The organism is Acinetobacter sp. CS-2, from assembly GCF_016599715.1.
Taxonomy (GTDB): Bacteria; Pseudomonadota; Gammaproteobacteria; order Pseudomonadales; family Moraxellaceae; genus Acinetobacter.
The window spans coordinates 3223904-3243808 of sequence record NZ_CP067019.1 but is presented as its reverse complement, the minus strand read 5'-3'; the positions used below and the strand labels follow the sequence as shown (position 1 = coordinate 3243808).

The window sequence follows — 19905 nt, the reverse complement described above, 5'->3', positions numbered from 1 at the left end:
AGAAACGATGTGCTGATGGTGGTATGGTAAAAGCATAATTTAAATTCAAAGATCGTAAAGGATACTATGCAGCGCTTAGCTTTCGTTTTAGGTTCAGTTTTCCTTGCCATGACTCAAGCCAATGCTGAGCTGATTATTAATGGTCAACCTGTCACAGTCACTTCAACCCCACCAGCCAATCAAATTTTGACTTCGCAAAATAATTTTCAGCAATGTCTGGCAAACTTACGTAGTCAAGCCATAACTTCGGGTGTGAGTAGCTCTACCTATGATCGCTATACGCAAAATTTAACGCCTGATTATTCTGTGATTGATAAATTGAATTATCAGCCTGAATTTTCGACCCCGATTTGGGACTATTTATCCGGTCTGGTTGATGAAGAGCGGGTACAGTTGGGGCAACAAAAACTGGCCCAGCACCGAGAGGTGTTAAATCGTGTTGCAGCCACCTATGGGGTGCCGGCTGAAACCGTGGTGGCGGTTTGGGGTGTAGAAAGTAACTTTGGCGATATTTCCGGAAGCTATCCTTTATTGCAGGCTTTGGGAACTTTAAGTTGTGAAGGGCGTCGCCAGGGGTATTTCCGTGGCGAATTTTTTACCACCATGCGAATTTTGCAGCGCGGTGATTTAAGCGAACAGCAAATGAAAGGCTCGTGGGCAGGGGCATTTGGCCATACCCAGTTTATGCCTTCTACTTATGATGAGTTGGCTGTCGATTTTGATGGCGATGGACGCCGTGACCTGGTGTCCAGTACTACAGATGCTCTGGCTTCAACCGCCAATTTTCTGAAAAAACGCGGCTGGCAAACTGGCATGCCTTGGGGCTTTGAAGTCAGAATTCCGGAAGGCATGTCTATTGCGGGTGAAAGCCGTCGCAATAAAAAGGCTTTAAGCAGCTGGGTCAGTCAAGGCGTGGTTCGCGCGGATGGTTCAGCGTTAATTCAAGGTAATTTAAGCGAGTCATCTGCTGCAGGTCTCATGGCACCTGCGGGTGAAAAAGGGCCGTTATTTTTAGTCTTTAAAAATTTTGATGCTATATATAGTTATAATGCTGCGGAAAGTTATGCTCTGGCGATTGCGCATTTGTCTGATCGCTTACAGGGTCAGAGTGCTGGCTTTAGTAAAACCTGGCCCACTGATGATGCAGGAACATCGCGTGCAGAGCGTCGTGAAATTCAGCAATTCTTGATCAATCGCGGTTATGACATTGGTACTGTAGATGGCCTGATTGGGGATAAAACCCGTCAAGCGATCCGTCAGGAACAGATTCGTTTGGAGCTTAGCCCAACCGGACGAGCCGGACAACAAATTTTAAATGCCTTGCGCAGTGAAAATGCTAAAAAAATGATGCAATAGATAGCTCTATAAACGTATAGAAATAAAAAGGTCTGCATCAAGCAGACCTTTTTATGCTGAAGTTTTGCATTAAAAAATATTTAGACGGCCGTTATGCTTCCCAAAATACGATAGCCAGCCGCACCGGTGACTGCAGGCAGATTACCACTTTGCTGATTCACAAAGCGCATAGCCAGCCAGGCAAAAGCAGTTGCTTCCACCCAGGTTGGGCTCAGCCCTAAATCTGCTGTAGTTTGTACTGTCCATTCGTGTTTGCGTAAACGCCAGCGCAATTGTTCAAGCAGGTTCGAGTTATAGGCTCCGCCACCGCAGACATAAACTTCACCGGTATCCATGTCGGAACGGTAAATGGCTTTTTTAATGGCGCGGGTGGTCAGTTTCATTAAGGTCGCCTGAACATTTTCAGGGGTATCTTCTAATTCGTCATATTCAAGGTCATTACGCCAGTCGAGAATCTGTTCATCCAGCCATTCCAGGTTGAAGTCTTCGCGGCCAGTACTTTTTGGTGGTTCTTTGGAGAAAAACTCATGCGCCTGCAAGTGGTCCAGCAGGCTGCGAATGGGTTGTCCGTAGGCTGCCCAGTTGCCATTTTCATCATAGGGCTGACCAGTATAACGCTGACACCAGGCATCCATAAGAATATTGGCAGGACCGGTGTCAAAACCAAATACCGCTTCGGGTTTGCCGGCAGGCAGCATACTGACATTGGCAATCCCGCCTAAATTCAGAATTACACGATGAATGTTGTCATGCTGAAACAAGGCTTGATGAAATGCCGGAACCAGAGGGGCACCTTGACCGCCAGCCGCCATATCACGACGACGAAAATCTGAAATGACTGGAATTTGCGTCATTTCGGTAATGATGTTGGGATCACCAATTTGCAGGGTGAAGCCATGTTCAGGGCGGTGGCGTATGGTTTGTCCATGCGAACCGATGGCTTTAATTTGGTTACGATCTAAATGGTTCTTTTCAATGAGCGTATTAATGCCTTGACCAATCATGCTGGCTAAAGCAACGTCAGCTTTGCCCATACGGTCAATTTCATTGTCGCTTGGTAGGGTGAGCGCCATCAGTTCGTCACGAAGATCTGGATCAAATGGCAAAGTGAGGGTCGCATGAAGCTGTAAGGGATCAAAAGAAGCAGCAACAATATCGACACCATCCATGCTCGTGCCGGTCATTACCCCAATATAGATCGCTGTCATGATTATTCTTAAGCCTGCAATGTGCTGAAAAAGTGTTAGTATATCGCACAAATTGAATAACTGATGTGTTTGGGTTTTGTGATGTCAAATTTCCTGCCGGCTGAAGAACAACTTGCCCTCATTCAACGAGGCACGCATGAAATTATTTCTGAAGAAGATCTTCTGAAGAAATTAAAAGAAAATCGTCCGCTTAAAATTAAAGCGGGTTTTGACCCAACTGCACCTGACTTGCACTTGGGCCATACGGTTCTGATTAATAAATTGAAAGTGTTCCAGGATTTGGGGCATGAAGTTTATTTCCTGATTGGTGACTATACCGCCATGATCGGTGATCCAACAGGTAAAAGCGCGACACGTCCGCCTCTGTCACGTGAAAAAGTGCTGGAAAATGCAAAAACCTATCAAGAGCAAGTATTTAAAATTCTTGATCCGGCTAAAACCAAGGTGGTATTCAACTCTGAATGGTTTGCTCAAAAAACTGCAGCTGATTTAATCCAGCTGGCTTCACAGCAGACTGTAGCACGTATGCTGGAACGTGATGACTTTACCAAACGTTATAACAGCCACCAACCGATTGCGATTCATGAATTTTTATATCCATTGGTGCAAGGTTATGACTCGGTCGCATTACATGCTGACGTAGAGTTGGGGGGGACAGACCAAACCTTTAACCTGTTGATGGGGCGTACTTTGCAAGGTCGATATGACCAGGAAGCACAAGTTTGTATTACGGTACCGATTCTTGAGGGTTTAGATGGCGTGAATAAAATGTCTAAATCTTTAGGTAACTACATTGCCGTGTTTGATGCACCGGGTGCGATGTACCAAAAAGTCCTTTCAATGCCCGATTCCCTGATCGAGCGTTATTTTGATTTGTTAAGCTTCAAGTCGATTGAAGAAATCCAGCAGTTGTTAAAAGAAGTGGCTGAAGGTCGTAATCCGCAAGAAGTGAAAAAGATTCTTGCACTTGAATTGGTTGAGCGTTTCCATGGTGCCGAAGCTGCGGCAACTGCACATAAAGGTGCGGGTAACCTGATTACTGAAGGTGAATTGCCAGAAGGAACACCTGAGGTGACCATTTCACGTGGCGAATTTGGTGGTGAAATCTTTATTACCTCTATTTTACGTGCTGCGGGTTTAACTAAAAATGCGGCTCAAGCCAAAGATGCGATCGGTCGTGGTGCTGTTAAAGTAGATTGGAATGTGGTTGATGCTAATTTTTCTGTGAAAGAGAACGTGACTTTGATCGTTCAAGCCAGCAAAAAAGCAATTGCAAAAGTGACTTTTGTAGACTGAGTATTATTCTAAGTTGTTGAAATAAAAGCAGGCTTCCGCCTGCTTTTATTTTTTTAGTTATATATGAATTATATAAATTCAAAAAAAAGCTTATAAAAACAATACTTAAATTTTTCCAATTGTCTTGATTTTGTCATATTTTATGTTTAAGATTTATTCATCTAGACATTGTGTAGAAACATATCTAGAGGGTATATAAAAATAACTCCACAATTTTTAAGTCTCTTCCCCAAGAGGCTTTTTTTAAATTTTTGTAGATAACTATAATAATGACACGATGGATCGCATAAAGATTCAACTCCAGGGAAGAGATTTTGGGAGAGATCTCTTCCTTTTTTATTTCTGAATTTCCACGATTCCTGCTGATTTTTTATTGGACTGTTGCGTTTTTCATTTGCTTGAAATACGGGCTAGACTGCAGTATGAATGCTGAGATTGAATCCCATCATTAGCATGCTTGAGATATGGAATCTCAAAAATATTTATAAAAGTCATAAAAAAGAGGGTAAGCATTATTTATGTATCATTACCAGACTCAGGATATTTTTGATCAGGAAATCGATTTTATCTTCATCGAGCGTAAGACCCCCACCGACAGTCAGGTGGGGGATATAAGCGAGTGGCGATAGCCATAAAAAATCAAATATCGCCTTTATTACAGTGCTTTATTTTGCTATAATTCACCCATATTAATTCTTTTGTAAACAATGATTTAATGAATATTTCACAACACTATAAATTTAGGCTTCTACCTAATAAAGAACAGGAAATATTGCTTAACCAAGCAATAGGTTCTGCTCGTTTTGTGTGGAATCAAATTCTGGCTAAATCGTTTGAAATGTTCGCCAAAGATGAATATATACGTTACGAAACCATTGAAAAGAATTTAGTACCTCTAAAAAAGAAACCTGAATTTTCTTTTCTTGGTCAAACATATTCAGCTTGCTTACAACAAAAAATTCGTGATCTTGCTCAGGCATGGAACAAATACTACAACCCAAAAGAACATGCTCGTCTAAAAGAAAACAAGCGTAAACCACGCAAGCCGAAATTCTTTAAATTGACTGATGGTAGTGAAGTTCAACTTAGACCACTCATGCCACGATTCAAGAAGAAATCAGACGGTGAGCAATCCTTTAGACTACCATTTGCAGATTGTGATGTTGCTGGTGGTCGAGTTTCTTTGCCTAAAGGAACAGGTTGGATAAGATTTAAAAAATCACAAGAAATTATTGGTAAAATCACAAGTGTAACGATTAAGAAAATTTGTGGACTTTGGTATGTTTCATTTTGTACTAATCGTGAAATCAAACAGCCACTTCACCCATCGAAATCAGCTATTGGTGTTGATCTTGGCATCAAAAAATTGGTTACAACATCAGATGGTCAGGTATTCGAGCCGATCAATAGCTTTAAAGCCAATCAACTAAAATTAGCTAGGCTTCAACGAAAGTTGAAGAAGAAAACCAAATTCAGCGAAAATTGGAAAAAACTTAATTTAAAAATTAACAAGCTACATCATCATATTGCCAATATTCGGCATGACTACTTGCACAAAGTCACGACAACTCTCAGCAAAAACCACGCAATGATCGTAGTTGAGGACTTAAAAGTAGCCAATATGTCGAAGTCAGCAAGTAGAACACCTGAAAATCAAGGAAAGAATGTGAAAGCCAAATCAGGCTTAAACAAATCAATCCTAGATCAAGGTTGGTCAATGCTTGTTGGTATGTTGGAGTACAAACAGCAATGGCGAGGTGGTTTACTCGTTAAAGTTGACCCTAAATATACAAGTCAGACTTGTAGTTCATGTGGTCATATTGCAAAAGAAAATAGACCCACTCAAGCTAAATTTGAGTGCGTTTCGTGTGGATATGTTGCGAATGCGGATATTAACGCATCTCGTAACATCTTAGCGGTAGGACATACCGTTTTGTCTGTGGAGGGAAGACGCAGTAAAGGTCGCCCTGCGAAGCAGAAAGCAAGCGAAATCCGTGAGGAAGTCGCCTAAGAGCCTTTGCTTTTAGAATCCCCCACTTGAGCTAGTCGAAAGTGGTGGGAGTATGTCAATTTACGTTTTCTATTTGAATACGATACGCCTGAACAGAAGCAGGAATCTTTTGAGCAAGCCTATGCTTTATTTTCATTGGTCAAAGAACGTTTACCGCGTCGGGCTAAATTATTATTTGCTGCTGAAGACTATAGGGGTAAGAAAGAAATGATTGAAGAAGTCATGTGTTACTGGTTGGGGCGTAATGACTCACCCTATGTGGCTTAATTCATCTGAATAGGCTGTTCAATCTTTATGAGCTCTTAATTTTTTGTGGTTGAAAAGGGGATGGAGAGATAACGGATTCATTTTAAATCGCAAAAAATCTGTCTAAAAGTAGAAAGCTGCTTTGAATAAAGTGTTGTATATCTATAAGTCGGATGGAAAAGAGCAAAATATCGTCTGTAATCAGAGAAAGCTTTAAAAAATCCTTTATAGCGAAAAGGAATTTTAGGATTTTATTGGAATTCCGTAGTTTTTTGATCGCTATCAGGTCTTAAAAAAATGGGTTGTTTTTATTTGAATCACAATGAATCCGCTATTTTTTTAAGAAAAATGCTCAAAATTTAGATAAAAAAGCGATTTTTTGGCAATTTTCGTAGAAAAAAGAGACATACGTGAAAAATATAGTGAATTGGGGGTTGCAATGATTCTGAAATCCTCTAGAATGCACCCCATACCGACGAGATAGATGGAAACGAACGAAGCACAAAGTGTTAAGTTGTTAAGTTTATTAAAGTCCAGCTTCTAATACTGACGAGGTATTAGAAAGATCATTAAGAAATTATGAAGAACAACTTGTGTGGATTTTTACTGGTTGATTGATCGAAATTATTTTCATTGATTGATGGTAGAAATTACTCGAAGTTTATTTGAGAAATATTTGTCAGAAAATTGATGAGCCAGATTTGGTGTTTTGAATAAAGCACTATTGATTTTAAACTGAAGAGTTTGATCATGGCTCAGATTGAACGCTGGCGGCAGGCTTAACACATGCAAGTCGAGCGGAGTATTGGTGCTTGCACCAATACTTAGCGGCGGACGGGTGAGTAATGCTTAGGAATCTGCCTATTAGTGGGGGACAACATCTCGAAAGGGATGCTAATACCGCATACGCCCTACGGGGGAAAGCAGGGGATCTTCGGACCTTGCGCTAATAGATGAGCCTAAGTCGGATTAGCTAGTTGGTGGGGTAAAGGCCTACCAAGGCGACGATCTGTAGCGGGTCTGAGAGGATGATCCGCCACACTGGGACTGAGACACGGCCCAGACTCCTACGGGAGGCAGCAGTGGGGAATATTGGACAATGGGGGGAACCCTGATCCAGCCATGCCGCGTGTGTGAAGAAGGCCTTTTGGTTGTAAAGCACTTTAAGCGAGGAGGAGGCTACTCTAGTTAATACCTAGGGATAGTGGACGTTACTCGCAGAATAAGCACCGGCTAACTCTGTGCCAGCAGCCGCGGTAATACAGAGGGTGCGAGCGTTAATCGGATTTACTGGGCGTAAAGCGTGCGTAGGCGGCTTTTTAAGTCGGATGTGAAATCCCTGAGCTTAACTTAGGAATTGCATTCGATACTGGGAAGCTAGAGTATGGGAGAGGATGGTAGAATTCCAGGTGTAGCGGTGAAATGCGTAGAGATCTGGAGGAATACCGATGGCGAAGGCAGCCATCTGGCCTAATACTGACGCTGAGGTACGAAAGCATGGGGAGCAAACAGGATTAGATACCCTGGTAGTCCATGCCGTAAACGATGTCTACTAGCCGTTGGGGCCTTTGAGGCTTTAGTGGCGCAGCTAACGCGATAAGTAGACCGCCTGGGGAGTACGGTCGCAAGACTAAAACTCAAATGAATTGACGGGGGCCCGCACAAGCGGTGGAGCATGTGGTTTAATTCGATGCAACGCGAAGAACCTTACCTGGTCTTGACATAGTAAGAACTTTCCAGAGATGGATTGGTGCCTTCGGGAACTTACATACAGGTGCTGCATGGCTGTCGTCAGCTCGTGTCGTGAGATGTTGGGTTAAGTCCCGCAACGAGCGCAACCCTTTTCCTTATTTGCCAGCGGGTTAAGCCGGGAACTTTAAGGATACTGCCAGTGACAAACTGGAGGAAGGCGGGGACGACGTCAAGTCATCATGGCCCTTACGACCAGGGCTACACACGTGCTACAATGGTCGGTACAAAGGGTTGCTACCTAGCGATAGGATGCTAATCTCAAAAAGCCGATCGTAGTCCGGATTGGAGTCTGCAACTCGACTCCATGAAGTCGGAATCGCTAGTAATCGCGGATCAGAATGCCGCGGTGAATACGTTCCCGGGCCTTGTACACACCGCCCGTCACACCATGGGAGTTTGTTGCACCAGAAGTAGGTAGTCTAACCGTAAGGAGGACGCTTACCACGGTGTGGCCGATGACTGGGGTGAAGTCGTAACAAGGTAGCCGTAGGGGAACCTGCGGCTGGATCACCTCCTTAACGAAAGATTGACGATCGGTAAGAATCCACAACAAGTTGTTCTTCATGACGATGTATCTGAGGGTCTGTAGCTCAGTTGGTTAGAGCACACGCTTGATAAGCGTGGGGTCACAAGTTCAAGTCTTGTCAGACCCACCACTACTGACGAAGTACGGAAAATCAGAAACATTGACTTATTGATAAGCTGGGGACTTAGCTTAGTTGGTAGAGCGCCTGCTTTGCACGCAGGAGGTCAGGAGTTCGACTCTCCTAGTCTCCACCATGTATCTTCGGATGCATAATAAGCAAACGGTTAGATAGCTTATAGAGCTTAGTAAGAAAGCGGCGTATAATGCGCGGCATTGTTATTAACCTCTGTGATTTATCACAGTTTCTCGATCTGACGAAGACGAGAAAAATCATTAACAGAATATATTTGAGTTGAAATAAATTGTTCATACTCGTTTTGAAATCGACATTAGCAGTCATTATGACTGGTTGATGAAGATTAAGAAATGAGTTACTAGCGATTAAACTGAATCAAGCGTTTTGGTATATGAATCTAATTGAAGCTGTACAGTGCTTAAGTGCACAAACGCCAACTGTAAGAAAGTGATGAGAAATCATCATAATCTGTTGCTCATCCTACTTGTAGGGATGGACGACTGTTTGGGGTTGTATAGTCAAGTAATTAAGTGCATGTGGTGGATGCCTTGGCAGTCAGAGGCGATGAAAGACGTAATAGCCTGCGATAAGCTCCGGGGAGGCGGCAAATATCCTGTGATCCGGAGATTTCTGAATGGGGAAACCCACTTACCATAAGGTAGGTATCGTAACATGAATACATAGTGTTACGAGGCGAACGAGGGGAAGTGAAACATCTCAGTACCCTTAGGAAAAGAAATCAATTGAGATTCCCTCAGTAGCGGCGAGCGAACGGGGAAAAGCCCATTAAGTCATATAAGCTTTAGTGGAATGCTCTGGGAAGTGCAACCATAGTAGGTGATAGTCCTGTACACGAAAGGGCTTATATGATGATGTCGAGTAGGGCGAGGCACGTGAAACCTTGTCTGAATATGGGGGGACCATCCTCCAAGGCTAAATACTCCTGACTGACCGATAGTGAACCAGTACCGTGAGGGAAAGGCGAAAAGAACCCCTGTGAGGGGAGTGAAATAGATCCTGAAACCGCATGCATACAAGCAGTGGGAGCCGACTTGTTCGGTGACTGCGTACCTTTTGTATAATGGGTCAGCGACTTATATTCAGTAGCGAGGTTAACCGAATAGGGGAGCCGTAGAGAAATCGAGTCTTAATAGGGCGTTTAGTTGCTGGGTATAGACCCGAAACCGGGTGATCTATCCATGAGCAGGTTGAAGGTTAGGTAACACTGACTGGAGGACCGAACCCACTGTCGTTGAAAAGCCAGGGGATGACTTGTGGATAGGGGTGAAAGGCTAATCAAACTCGGTGATAGCTGGTTCTCCCCGAAAGCTATTTAGGTAGCGCCTCGGACGAATACCATTGGGGGTAGAGCACTGTTTCGGCTAGGGGGTCATCCCGACTTACCAAACCGATGCAAACTCCGAATACCAATGAGTACTATCCGGGAGACAGACTGCGGGTGCTAACGTCCGTAGTCAAGAGGAAAACAATCCAGACCGCCAGCTAAGGCCCCAAAATCATAGTTAAGTGGGAAACGATGTGGGAAGGCATAGACAGCTAGGAGGTTGGCTTAGAAGCAGCCACCCTTTAAAGAAAGCGTAATAGCTCACTAGTCGAGTCGGCCTGCGCGGAAGATGTAACGGGGCTAAAACTATGTGCCGAAGCTGCGGATGTATACTTTGTATACGTGGTAGGGGAGCGTTCTGTAAGCCGATGAAGGTGGATTGAGAAGTCTGCTGGAGGTATCAGAAGTGCGAATGCTGACGTGAGTAACGACAAAGCGGGTGAAAAACCCGCTCGCTGAAAGACCAAGGGTTCCAGTCCAACGTTAATCGGGGCTGGGTGAGTCGACCCCTAAGGCGAGGCCGAAAGGCGTAGTCGATGGGAAATTGGTTAATATTCCAATACTTCAGTGTAATGCGATGAGAGGACGGAGAAGGTTAAGTCAGCCTGGCGTTGGTTGTCCAGGTGGAAGGAAGTAGGCATGCATCTTAGGCAAATCCGGGGTGCTCTATGCTGAGATCTGATAGCAAGCTGTACTTGTACAGTGAAGTGGCTGATACCATACTTCCAGGAAAAGTCTCTAAGCTTCAGTTACACTGGAATCGTACCCGAAACCGACACAGGTGGTCAGGTCGAGTAGACCAAAGCGCTTGAGAGAACTCTGCTGAAGGAACTAGGCAAAATGGTACCGTAACTTCGGGAGAAGGTACGCTGCTTTTGGTGATGGAACTTGCTTCCTGAGCTGAGAGCAGCCACAGAAACCAGGCCCCTGCAACTGTTTATTAAAAACATAGCACTCTGCAAACACGAAAGTGGACGTATAGGGTGTGATGCCTGCCCGGTGCTGGAAGGTTAATTGATGGGGTTAGCGTAAGCGAAGCTCTTGATCGAAGCCCCAGTAAACGGCGGCCGTAACTATAACGGTCCTAAGGTAGCGAAATTCCTTGTCGGGTAAGTTCCGACCTGCACGAATGGCATAATGATGGGGGCGCTGTCTCCAGCAGAGGCTCAGTGAAATCGAAATCGCCGTGAAGATGCGGTGTACCCGCGGCTAGACGGAAAGACCCCGTGAACCTTTACTGCAGCTTGACATTGAACTTTGATCTTACTTGTGTAGGATAGGTGGGAGGCTTTGAAGCTGGGACGCTAGTCCTAGTGGAGCCAATCTTGAAATACCACCCTGGTAATATTGAGGTTCTAACTCTGTCCCGTTATCCGGGACGAGGACCATGTCTGGTGGGTAGTTTGACTGGGGCGGTCTCCTCCTAAAGAGTAACGGAGGAGTACGAAGGTGCGCTCAGCGTGGTCGGAAATCACGCGTAGAGTATAAAGGCAAAAGCGCGCTTAACTGCGAGACCCACAAGTCGAGCAGGTACGAAAGTAGGTCTTAGTGATCCGGTGGTTCTGTATGGAAGGGCCATCGCTCAACGGATAAAAGGTACTCTGGGGATAACAGGCTGATACCGCCCAAGAGTTCATATCGACGGCGGTGTTTGGCACCTCGATGTCGGCTCATCTCATCCTGGGGCTGAAGCAGGTCCCAAGGGTATGGCTGTTCGCCATTTAAAGAGGTACGCGAGCTGGGTTTAGAACGTCGTGAGACAGTTCGGTCCCTATCTACCGTGGGCGTTGGAAATTTGAGAGGATCTGCTCCTAGTACGAGAGGACCAGAGTGGACGAACCTCTGGTGTACCGGTTGTGACGCCAGTCGCATCGCCGGGTAGCTATGTTCGGAAGGGATAACCGCTGAAAGCATCTAAGCGGGAAGCCTACCTCAAGATAAGATTTCCCCGAGACTTTATGTCTCCTAAAGAGCCGTTGAAGACTACGACGTTGATAGGTTGGATGTGGAAGCATAGTGATATGTGAAGCTGACCAATACTAATTGCTCGTGAGGCTTGACTATACAACACCCAAACAGTTGTTGTATAAAGCATCAATTAATTCGATATTAAGCAAAACAGCTTGATTTAGTGAACGCTAAAGAACAAAATACGACAGCTCAGATATACCTGTTAATGAATTCTATTTGACCAAGCATTGGCATCTAAATAAGACCAAACGCAAAGTCATAAACAGTTGTGCTGGCGACCATAGCAAGAGTGAACCACCTGATCCCTTCCCGAACTCAGAAGTGAAACCTCTTAGCGCTGATGGTAGTGTGGGATTACCCATGTGAGAGTAAGTCATCGCCAGCTCATTATTCCTAAAAGCCCCTGCATAAAGCAGGGGCTTTTTTTTGCCTGGAATTCTTATTAAAAAGAAGAATGATTAAAAAAGAACAATTTAATTTTATTTTTATTGATTCAAATTCAAAATTGTCAATTTAAAAATGGTTAAAAACTAAACTCAAGGGTCTAGGATTTCTGTCATTTTTAATACTTTAGTAGAGTGTTTACTCAAAAATGGCTGTGTTCAACTTAGTCAGTTACGAAAGCATGCTGCTATAAATCATTAAAAATAATAAAAAGATTACAGGTCATGTGTTGTGTCGTAGTAATCACAATGAATTAAAACTCACAGGAGGTGGGGATATGACAATGAATACAGTCAATGTAAATGATGTTATTGATAAAGCTGAATTTAAGACCTTTCATTTTAAGGTCGTGTTTTTGTGTTTGGTAATTATTCTGTTTGATGGTTATGATTTGGCAATTAATGGTGTAACTTTACCACTATTAATGAAGGACTGGGGCTTAAGTGCTGTTCAAGCGGGAATGCTGGCCAGTACAGCTCTTGCAGGCATGATGTTTGGCGCGATGCTATTCGGGACTTTGGCGGATAAAATTGGCCGTAAAAAAGTGATCCTGACCTGTGTGGTGCTATTTAGTGGATTTACTTTTGCGGGTGGATTTGCTTCAAATCCAACAGAGTTTGGTGCTTTACGTTTCCTCGCAGGGCTGGGCATTGGCGGGGTATTACCCAACCTTGTCGCTTTAACTTCAGAATATGCTCCGCAGCGTTTAAGAGCAACACTGGTCACCACGATGTTTAGTGGCTATGCGGTAGGCGGTGTAATGGCAGCGTTATTTGGTGCCTGGTTTACTCCGAATTTTGGCTGGCAAATTATGTTCTTTATTGCAGGCGTACCATTATTGCTGTTACCGCTGATCTGGAAATTTCTGCCTGAATCGTTAACCTTTTTAGTCAAGGCTCAAAAGGATGAACATGCACGAAATATCTTGCAGCGTCTTAGCACAAAGTTAGTTTTGAATGCACAAACTAAATTTGAACTGAGTGAAGTTAAAATTTCTGAACCTGCTTTTGTCAGCAGCTTGTTTAAGCAGGGGCGTGCAGGTAGTACGCTGTTGTTCTGGCTTGCCTTCTTTATGTGTCTGTTAACGCTATACGCCTTGGGCAGCTGGTTGCCAAAGCTGATGATGGCAGCAGGTTACTCAATGAATAACAGCTTGATGTTCCTACTTGCGATGAATATTGGTGCGGTGATCGGTACAGTTGGTGGCGGTATTCTTGCAGATAAATTCCATTTAAAACCAGTCATTATTACCTTATGTTTGTCGGGTGCTGTGGCTTTATCTTTACTTGGCTTTAAATCTCCACAACCTGTGATTTACTTACTGGTTGCAGTTGCTGGTGCATCCGCGATTGGTTCACAAATTTTGCTTTATAGTTATGTCGCACAGTATTATCCGCTAACCGTACGTTCAACGGGTATTGGCTGGGCTTCTGCAGTGGGACGTACTGGTGCGATTATCGGACCAATCCTGATTGGAATGTTGCTGGGTATGGAATTGCCACATCAATTTAACTTTATGGCAGTCGGTTTACCGGTAATTGTTGTGGCACTTGCGGTAACATTGATTGTTCGTCAAGACAAAGTGGTAAAAGCTGATCCATTAGCGGTGAAAAAACTGAACACTCTAAAAGCCCAATGATCGTATTGTGATCAGAATCTTTAAGCGTTAAATATTTCAAAAATATCTAAACCTCTTCAAATGAAGAGGTTTTTTTATGCTATTTCATAAAAGATTAAACCAATCAAAAAAATAATCGAGCTAGAAGGCCTGAAAAGCCCAATTTACTTATAAAAATGATCATAAATTACTCTAATAATAATGTGATATATCAATCAAATAAATGTTATTTCAGTGATCATAGAAGAATATCAATTAGTCTTATTGTGCGTTAAATCCGGCTTGCGTATATTGCGTCGAATTAAATATTCAGCTGAATATTTAAAGAATGTTACGGACAAGTACTCATGGGAGATGAGAACGATGACAATGGAAACTGTAGATATAAATTCTGTGGTCGACAATGCGAAATTTACGCCTTTTCACTTCAATGTAGTTGCTTGGTGTTTACTGGTAATTTTATTTGATGGTTATGATTTGGCAATTAATGGTGTAACTTTACCACTATTAATGAAGGACTGGGGCCTCAGTGCCGTTCAAGCGGGAATGCTTGCCAGTACAGCTCTTGCAGGCATGATGTTTGGTGCGATGATCTTTGGTTCTTTGGCGGACAAGATTGGTCGTAAGAAAGTCATCATGATCTGTATTGTTTTATTCAGTGGTTTGACCTTTGCTGGTGGTTTTGCCTCTAATCCAACCGAATTTGGTATGTTACGCTTCCTTGCCGGTCTGGGGATTGGTGGTGTGATGCCGAACCTGGTGGCACTGACTTCTGAATATGCTCCACAAAAAATGCGCAGCACACTTGTGACCACCATGTTTAGCGGTTATGCGGTTGGTGGTGTGATGGCAGCATTATTAGGTTCATGGTTTACGCCTGATTTTGGTTGGCAAATCATGTTCTTTATTGCAGGTATTCCTTTATTTTTGCTGCCTTTAATCTGGAAATTCTTGCCTGAATCTTTAGCGTTTATGGTAAAGCAAAACAAGCAGGCTGAAGCACGTCGTATTGTGCGTCGCTTGTCGCCAAATACCAAAGTTACTGACCAAACCACATTTACTTTGCCACAGGAAAGTGTACCTGAAGCGGCAAACGTGGTGAGCCTGTTCCGTCGTGGCCGTGCAACCAATACCTTATTGTTCTGGGTTGCATTCTTCACCTGCTTACTGACCATGTATGCCTTGAGCAGCTGGTTACCGAAGCTGATGATGGCGGCAGGTTACTCAATGGATAACAGCCTGATGTTTATGATGGTCATGAATGTTGGTGCAGTGGTCGGTATTGTGGGTGGCGGTATTCTTGCAGACCGTTTCCACTTGAAACCGGTATTGATGATCCTTGGTATGATGGGTGCGGTTGTGATGAGCTCAATGGGCTTTGCGTCTAACCAATTCTTACTTTACATCTTGGTGTTCCTGGCGGGTGCGGCGTCGATTGGTTCGCAAATGTTGCTGTATAGTTATGTCGCGCAGTTCTACCCACTTGCGGTACGTTCAACCGGTATTGGCTGGTCGTCTGCGATTGGTCGTATGGGCGCGATTGTAGGCCCGATCCTGATTGGTGGCTTACTGGGCATGAACCTGCCTGCACATTTCAACTTTATTGCAGTCGGTTTACCGGTGCTAATTACTGCGATTGCTGTTGCATTGATTATGCATGACGATGAATCTGAAAAGATTGGTTCAGCTGAACCAGCAGTTTCTAAAGCTTAAAAGTTAAGTTTAAAAAGAAGCCTCCGAAAGGGGGCTTTTTATTTATATAATTAATTTAAGTATTTTTCTAAGTTGTTGATATATTAAAAATAAATTATATATTTATAGAAAATTATTGTAAAAAAGAGATAAAAGTGGCTGATTACATTGATAAAAATATTTTGAGTCAAGCATATATACATGTTGAACCAAAAGGTTTGGATTCTGAGCAAGATTTATTAGTATTTAAAGAACATATTCAAAAATTTGTTGAAACTAGAACTGCATTCTATCTTCATCCAGATATGTCAATAAAAGTTGAATTTGAAGAAGGATCTTTAAAAGCTAGGATCACTGTTTTTGGTGCAATCAATATACTATTACAGGCAGTTTCTAGTTATCCAGATTTACGACAAGGTGTAGCCCTCATCTATGGTGATTCAAAAAGATTAGCAGAATATATTGTTTCTGAAGTTCAATTTTCTACAAAAGCAAAACATGAAGATGTGATTAGATTAGAAGCCAGAACCGGGATAATAGGCTCATTACATAAAATATTATCTCAATTAGAAAGTATTAAAAGAAGTGCTGAGTTAGGAGTGCCTGTAACTGAAATTACTCCAAAGATAGAGCAAGTACATGAGGAAATTGAAGAATTAATTAGAAATATAAATGTAAATGATGCGAGTTTAATAAAAAATGGAATCCATGATTTATCTAAGAAAATACCCCTTACTCCAAAAGAACCTAAAGATAAAGTTAACTTACAACAAGATATTGCTTTATATAGAGATCGAAGAAGAAAATTGGTAGGATTATTTGAAAAAGCAAAATGAATATAAGATTCATTATTTAAGTGAGTAAGCTATTTATGAAACTAAACTCATTCTCCCCAATCCCTGAAGATGATGACGAACTGCATCTTCCTGAACTTGTGTACTGGGCATCTATTGGTGACATTGACCAGATTGAGCAGGCTTTACAAGAAGGTCTGGACGTCAACTCAGCTGATGAAGAAGGCTATAGCGCCTTACAGGCAGCAGCTGAAAATGATCATTTAGAAGTCGTGAAGCTATTGATCTGTAAAGGTGCAGATGTTGATCATCGCAGTACTTATACGGCTTTAGAGCTTGCTGAAATGGCAGGTAATAAAGAAGTCACAGCTTATCTTAAAAGCTTAAAAGGATTATCGTGATAAAAAAGAAGCCCCATCATGGTAGTGTTCAAAAATCTGTGTCATTTCAATAAACTGAATCAAAACAGGAAATGACACATCATGGCAAACAACTTTGATTTCGAAGCAGCTTTAAAACAATTACAGTCAGGACAACCCCTCACTGGTGAAAACGGTATCCTGACACCACTAATCAAACAGCTGACAGAAGCGGCTTTAAATGCTGAAATTGAAAACTATCTGGAAGAAAATCCTAAACCATCCAATCGCAGGAATGGTTACTCTCGCAAGACCGTAAAATCATCCTCCGGTTCATTTGAACTGGAAACACCTCGTGATCGCACTGGTGATTTTGAGCCTCAACTCGTCAAGAAAAATCAAACCAAACTCTCTGAAGAGATCGACAGTAAAGTCATCTCACTGTTTGCGCTCGGCATGAGCTACCGTGATATTCAAAAACATATTGCCGATATGTATGCACTGGATATTTCCGAGGGTGCCATTACCAATATTACAGACAAGCTAATCCCCGAATTACGTGCCTGGCAACAGAGGCCGCTTGATGCCGTATATCCCTTTGTGTGGCTCGATGCCATCCATTACAAGATCAAGGATGAAGGCCGTTATGTCAACAAAGCCGTTTATACCGTACTGGGATTAAATACCGAAGGCCATAAAGAACTGCTGGGTCTTTACCTATCAGAAAGTGAAGGTGCTAATTATTGGCTCAGCGTACTCACAGATTTGCAGAACCGTGGCATACAAGACATTCTGATCGCCTGCGTTGATGGGCTTAAAGGCTTCCCTGAAGCAATTGCTGCGATATTTCCGCAGACAGAAGTGCAGTTATGTATTATTCACCAAATCCGCAATAGCTTGCGTTATGTGGCCAGTAAGGATCAAAAAGCCTTTATGGCTGATCTGAAACCTGTTTACCGAGCAGATACCAAGCAGGCAGCTGAAATGGCGCTAGATGAGCTGGAAGCCAAATGGGGGGATAAATACGAGAAAGTCATTCGTTCATGGCGTGAAAAATGGCATTTACTCAGTGCCTATTTCAAATATCCGAAAGCGGTTAGGAAGCCAATTTATACCACCAATGCGGTTGAAGCAGTACATCGCCAATTCAGAAAACTGACCAAAACCAAGGGGGCTTTCCCGAATGAAAATAGCCTGCTGAAATTGCTGTATATTGGCATTCAACAGGCTTCTGAAAAATGGACAATGCCGGTGACAAACTGGGGGCAAACCATCACACAGTTATCGATTTACTTTGAAGGCAGGCTCGATGATATAATTAAACTCTAGCCAATTCGGCTGACACAGAATTTTGAACGCTCTCCCCATCAGATAGGGCTTCTTTATATGGGTTGCCTAGGTATGACTCCTGTCGTACCTCACGTCCTGATGTTCAAACTTTATTATTGTTGTTTTCTGTTTGGGAAACGTCCTGTTTCCTGATGAATTTAGAATAAGAAATTTATCTTGATGCAGATAGAGGTTAATAGAATCATTTTGTGTACGTTATGTCTTACACAAGCTGACCATAGCAAATGAAAGTTTGTTACCAATAAAAAATAGTGATTTTCAATATTGTACTTAGAATAAAACGGGTGAGCGATTTGAATGGCAGAGGATCATCAGGATGAAAATAAAAATATTCCGACAGCGTATGCTGATCACAACTATATTAATCAGTACATCAAGTTTAACTGCATGTAATGCACAAACTGATGCTGTAAGTCCGGCATCCAAGTCAGCAGCAGAAACCACATCTTCCAAACCTTCTTCAGGTTCAGTCAATCAAACGTATAAACTCACCAGCGTCGCAGAATTTAATGAACCCTGGGCCATGACAGGGCTGAAGGATGGTCGTTTACTGGTCACTGAAAAAAAGGGAAAGTTACAGTTATTTGACCCCAAAACCAGAGAAAAAATTGAAGTCAAAGGCATTCCTAAGGTGGCCTATGGCGGGCAAGGCGGTTTGGGTGATATAGCCTTGCATCCGGAATTTGAACAGAACCATATCATTTACTTAAGCTATGCAGAAGCAGGACAGGGAGGCTATGGGGCTGTGGTGGCACGTGGCGAACTGGATTTATCCAATGTTCAGCAACCACAGGTTAAAAACTTAAAAACAATATGGAAACAGGTGCCTAAAGTATCAGGGCAGGGACATTATGCCCATCGGCTCCTGTTTGGTCAGGATGGAAAGTTATGGATTAGCTCGGGTGAACGCCAGAAGTTTGATCCTGCGCAAAATATGCAATCCAATTTAGGCAAAATATTGCGTTTAAATGAGGATGGAACACCTGCCACAGGTAATCCGTTTAGCGATCAGGGCGAAATTGCAAAACAGGTCTGGTCGTTGGGGCATCGTAATCCATTAGGCATTGCATTTGATGCACAAGGAAAACTGTGGGTGGCGGAAATGGGACCGAAAGGCGGGGATGAACTGAATCTGATTGTTAAAGGTGAAAATTACGGCTATCCGCTGGTTTCAAATGGCGATCATTATGATGGCAGAGATATTCCTGACCATCATACCCGTCCTGAATTTAAAGCACCTGAAATCAGCTGGACACCTGTCATCTCCCCATCTAGTCTGATTTTTTATAACGGTTCCCAATTTCCGGCATGGAAAAATAAGGCCCTGATTGGTGGCTTGTCTTCCAAAGCCATTGTAGTGGTAGATACAGCGATGAAACCTGTGACTGAAGTACAGCGCGTGGATATGAAGCAGCGTATCCGTGATCTGCTGCAAGCCCCAGATGGTTCAATTTGGGTGCTGGAAGATGGTAGCAATGCCAGACTGCTGAAAATGACTGCGAAATAAGGTGATTAATAGATATCTTTCATAAATCAAAAATATGTTCAATCTTAATTTTTTTAATTCAGCACAGCCTCATTTGATGGATTTCATTTTGATGCCTTTGCGTAGGCAATATCGCTACTTTTGAAAGGTCAAAATGAGAACATCAAAATATATTTTGAGTTCGCAAGAAAAACCTTTTGTTTCCCATACACGACTTCCTTGTCGTGATGAGAAACGTGTGGCATCCATGCCACACTCATGAATCCAATACCTGCTAAAAAATCAATTTTTTATTTTCGTATTATGAAATACTTA

11 protein-coding genes, 2 tRNA genes and 3 rRNA genes are annotated in these 19905 nt (G+C 42.8%); 15 read left to right on the top strand and 1 reads right to left on the bottom strand.

Annotated elements, in window-relative coordinates:
- Positions 1–66: 66 nt before the first annotated feature.
- Entirely contained in the window at positions 67–1356 is a 1290-nt protein-coding gene (locus tag JFY49_RS15920; protein WP_180043254.1) for a lytic murein transglycosylase, read from the top strand.
- Between the two features lie 80 nt (positions 1357–1436).
- Here JFY49_RS15920 and JFY49_RS15915 read toward each other — a convergent pair whose 3' ends face one another.
- Positions 1437–2564, bottom strand: coding sequence for an anhydro-N-acetylmuramic acid kinase (locus tag JFY49_RS15915; protein WP_200223393.1), 1128 nt, complete (start codon positions 2562–2564; stop codon positions 1437–1439).
- Between the two features lie 63 nt (positions 2565–2627).
- Here JFY49_RS15915 and tyrS point away from each other — a divergent pair, with 63 nt between their 5' ends.
- The 14 genes from tyrS (at position 2628) to JFY49_RS15845 (ending at position 19611) form a co-directional block, all read left to right on the top strand.
- Positions 2628–3860 (top strand): tyrosine--tRNA ligase, encoded by a 1233-nt coding sequence (tyrS, locus tag JFY49_RS15910; RefSeq protein ID WP_180043256.1) that lies wholly within the window; start codon positions 2628–2630, stop codon positions 3858–3860.
- Positions 3861–4575: 715 nt separating this feature from the next.
- Entirely contained in the window at positions 4576–5871 is a 1296-nt protein-coding gene (locus tag JFY49_RS15905; protein ID WP_086197621.1) for an RNA-guided endonuclease InsQ/TnpB family protein, read from the top strand.
- 135 nt (positions 5872–6006) lie between these two features.
- Positions 6007–6138, top strand: a complete 132-nt coding sequence (locus tag JFY49_RS17775) for a hypothetical protein (RefSeq protein WP_413784587.1) — start codon at positions 6007–6009, stop codon at positions 6136–6138.
- 711 nt (positions 6139–6849) lie between these two features.
- A 16S ribosomal RNA gene (locus JFY49_RS15895) occupies positions 6850–8387 on the top strand.
- A gap of 61 nt (positions 8388–8448) precedes the next feature.
- Positions 8449–8525 (top strand) — tRNA-Ile (locus JFY49_RS15890).
- A 48-nt stretch (positions 8526–8573) separates the two neighbouring features.
- Positions 8574–8649: transfer RNA gene (locus tag JFY49_RS15885), tRNA-Ala, on the top strand.
- Between the two features lie 398 nt (positions 8650–9047).
- Positions 9048–11940 (top strand): 23S ribosomal RNA (locus JFY49_RS15880).
- A gap of 177 nt (positions 11941–12117) precedes the next feature.
- Positions 12118–12232: ribosomal RNA gene (gene rrf, locus JFY49_RS15875) — 5S ribosomal RNA — on the top strand.
- The 16S, 23S and 5S rRNA genes sit together here with 2 tRNA genes alongside, the layout of an rRNA operon.
- Before the next feature lie 336 nt (positions 12233–12568).
- Complete coding sequence (locus tag JFY49_RS15870; RefSeq protein ID WP_200223392.1) at positions 12569–13930, top strand: MFS transporter; 1362 nt, start codon at positions 12569–12571, stop codon at positions 13928–13930.
- A gap of 342 nt (positions 13931–14272) precedes the next feature.
- Positions 14273–15622, top strand: a complete 1350-nt coding sequence (locus JFY49_RS15865) for an aromatic acid/H+ symport family MFS transporter (RefSeq protein ID WP_086196611.1) — start codon at positions 14273–14275, stop codon at positions 15620–15622.
- Positions 15623–15756: 134 nt separating this feature from the next.
- Positions 15757–16437: a hypothetical protein gene (locus tag JFY49_RS15860; RefSeq protein WP_086196610.1), complete on the top strand. Its 681-nt coding sequence runs from the start codon at positions 15757–15759 to the stop codon at positions 16435–16437.
- Between the two features lie 35 nt (positions 16438–16472).
- A complete protein-coding gene (locus tag JFY49_RS15855; RefSeq protein ID WP_086196609.1) occupies positions 16473–16796 on the top strand; it encodes an ankyrin repeat domain-containing protein in 324 nt (107 codons plus the stop codon).
- A gap of 81 nt (positions 16797–16877) precedes the next feature.
- Positions 16878–18083: an IS256 family transposase gene (locus JFY49_RS15850; protein ID WP_004911237.1), complete on the top strand. Its 1206-nt coding sequence runs from the start codon at positions 16878–16880 to the stop codon at positions 18081–18083.
- A gap of 337 nt (positions 18084–18420) precedes the next feature.
- Positions 18421–19611 carry a PQQ-dependent sugar dehydrogenase gene (locus JFY49_RS15845; RefSeq protein WP_200223391.1) on the top strand — a complete coding sequence of 397 codons (1191 nt, stop codon included), beginning with the start codon at positions 18421–18423 and terminating at the stop codon, positions 19609–19611.
- Positions 19612–19905 lie beyond the last annotated feature (294 nt).